General features: G+C 41.9%; 2 protein-coding genes and 1 tRNA gene. All 3 read left to right on the top strand.

Features of this window, described 5'->3' with window-relative positions; translation table 11 throughout:
* On the top strand, nucleotides 1-1,715 hold a 1,715-nt coding region (acs, locus tag RQ763_RS11175; RefSeq protein ID WP_314153054.1), incomplete at its 5' end, for an acetate--CoA ligase.
* A gap of 76 nt (nucleotides 1,716-1,791) precedes the next feature.
* Nucleotides 1,792-2,475, top strand: a complete 684-nt coding sequence (gene pyrF, locus RQ763_RS11180) for an orotidine-5'-phosphate decarboxylase (protein WP_314153055.1) — start codon at nucleotides 1,792-1,794, stop codon at nucleotides 2,473-2,475.
* 43 nt (nucleotides 2,476-2,518) lie between these two features.
* Nucleotides 2,519-2,608 (top strand) — tRNA-Ser (locus RQ763_RS11185).
* The last annotated feature ends 313 nt before the right edge of the window (nucleotides 2,609-2,921 follow it).

Raw genomic sequence — 2,921 nt, forward strand, 5'->3', positions numbered from 1 at the left:
GTCATCTTGGCAGTCGCAAGAACAAAGCAGCTATTTTATTTGAGGGTGACAGAGGAGACAAGCAGAGTATCACATACCTTGAACTCTACTACAATGTAAACCGTTTTGCCAATTTGTTAAAAAACGATTTCGGCGTAAAAAAGGGTGATCGTGTCGTAATATATATGCCGATGATTCCAGAAGCCGCATACGCAATGCTTGCATGTGCTAGAATCGGTGCAATTCACTCTATAGTATTTGGCGGTTTTTCGGCTGAAGCGCTTAGAGACAGAGTTCAAGATGCAAATGCAAAGGTTGTGATCACCGCTGACGGCGCTTATAGAAAAAGCAAGCCTTATATGCTAAAGCCAGTTGTTGATGAAGCTATAAAGGGTGAAACTCCAGTTGAGAAAGTTCTGGTTGTAAAGAGAAATAACGAAAAGATAGAGTGGCATGAAGGAAGAGATTTCTCATATGATGAGCTTATAAAAGATCAACCTATCGAGTGTGAGCCTGAGCCGATGGATGCTGAAGACCCGCTTTTCCTGCTATACACATCGGGAAGTACGGGCAAACCAAAAGGGGTACAGCACAATCAAGCTGGCTACATACTTTGGGCGCAGATGACTATGGAGTGGGTGTTCGACGTAAAAGAGAACGATACTTACTGGTGTACGGCGGATATCGGCTGGATTACCGGGCATACTTACATAGTTTACGGACCGCTTGCAATGGGAGCAACAACTGTTATGTTTGAAGGTGTTCCTACATATCCGGATGCGGGACGTGCATGGAAGATGGTACAGGATTATAAAATAAGTCAATTCTATACCGCTCCTACTGCCATAAGAGTATTGCACAATATGGGCGAACATGAACCCTCAAAGTATGACCTCTCAAGCCTGAAAGTTTTAGGAACAGTTGGTGAGCCTATTGACCCTCCTGCGTGGGAGTGGTATCATGAAGAGGTCGGCGGGGGCAGATGCCCAATCGTGGATACTTACTGGCAGACTGAGACTGGCGGACACGTTATATCTCCGCTTCCTGGAGCTACACCTATTAAGCCGGGTTGTGCGACTCTGCCTCTTCCTGGGATTATGGCTGAGATTGTCGATAAAGACGGCAATAAAAAAGAGCCTGGCGATACCGGGTTTTTATGTATTACGCGCCCATGGCCTTCCATGATAAGAGGGATTTGGGGAGATGAAGATAGATTTATAAAGTCATATTTCGGTGATGTCAAGCAAAACGGCAGAGGAGTATACTTTACGGGCGATGGTGCAAACTATGACGAAGACGGCTACATTACCATTACTGGACGCACAGATGATGTTATAAATGTAAGCGGACACAGAATGGGTACTGCCGAGGTTGAAGCGGCATTGGCAAAAGAGGATGAAGTGGCGGAAGTTGCAGTTGTTGGAAGACCGCACCCTATTAAAGGGGAGTCTATCTTTGCTTATGTTGTTATGAAGCACTCTCTTGAGGAGAGCCGCTTTGATAGCTATGAAGCTATCGAGAAAGAGATGAATGAGATCATCAAAAAAGAGATTGGAAACATTGCCCTTTGTGACCATATTGTATTTGTTCCAGGCTTGCCTAAAACACGTTCAGGAAAGATTATGAGAAGAATCCTCCGCTCAATCGCAAAAGGAGAAGAGATAACTCAAGACATCTCTACTCTGGAAGATCCAAGCATCGTAGCGAAGATAGCAGCTCTGGCAAAAGAGAAGTAGTTATAAATCACTCCTCATAAAGGGAGTGATTATTTAATTTTACAAATGTTATACTTCCCTAAAAAAAAGAGTAGTTATGGAACTTTGCGTAGCCCTTGATTTACCCACAAAAGAAGAAAATCTAGATTTAATCAACAAAATAAAAGAGTACGACATCTGGCTAAAAGTAGGACTTCGTAGCTATATTCGCGACGGTGAAGAGTTTTTAATGGATATTAAAAAGATAAATCCAGATTTTAAAATATTTTTAGATTTGAAACTCTACGATATTCCAAATACGATGGCGGATGCCGCAGAGTCCATTATGGGGCTAGGCGTTGATATGTTTAACGTTCATGCGAGCGCGGGAAAGCGTGCCATGCAAGAGGTTATGAGCAGGCTGCAGAAGTATGAAAATCGCCCGATTGTTTTAGCAGTTACGGCTCTTACATCTTTTAGCGAAGAGGAGTTTGTAGAGGTTTATGAGAACTCAATCGAAAAAAAAGCAGACCAGTTTGCAAAAGATGCACATGAGAGTGGACTTGATGGCGTTGTCTGTTCAGCTTATGAGAGTGCATCTATAAAAAAGATTACGGATAAAAACTTTATGACTCTGACCCCTGGAATTCGCCCATTTGGCGAGGATGCCGGTGATCAGCAAAGAGTAGCGGACGTTGCTTATGCAAAGGGTGCAGGGGTAGACTTTATTGTTGTTGGACGTCCTATTTACAACTCTCAAAACCCTTCAGAAGTGGTTAGAAAAATATTGGAACAATTTTAAGTTCTATATTATCTATATATGACTATAATTGCAGCCTCCAAAAGGACGAGTGGGTGAGCGGCTGAAACCACATCCCTGCTAAGGATGCGTACGGGTAACTGTACCGAGAGTTCGAATCTCTCCTCGTCCACCACAAAGCCCTATTTTAGGAACTTTAAAGCACTTTTTTAAAAATCAAAAAAACTCTTGCACACCCAAAATCACTTATAAATATTTATACTTCTGTCAAAATCATTGTTAAAAGTATCAAGATAATTTACATAAACATCAAACACCATTTGAGTATTAGCGTGACCTAAAAGCTGTGCAAGTTGTACAGGTGTTACCAAGTTATTATAAAGCATATTTGTAGCGTGGGTATGGTGTGTATTGTATGGTCTGCGATAATCTATATGGAATGACCCCCATAAAGTAGACAAACTTTTAATCGGTTAATTTGATAAAAT

This window comes from Sulfurimonas sp., assembly GCF_032250635.1.
Lineage (GTDB): Bacteria > Campylobacterota > Campylobacteria > Campylobacterales > Sulfurimonadaceae > Sulfurimonas.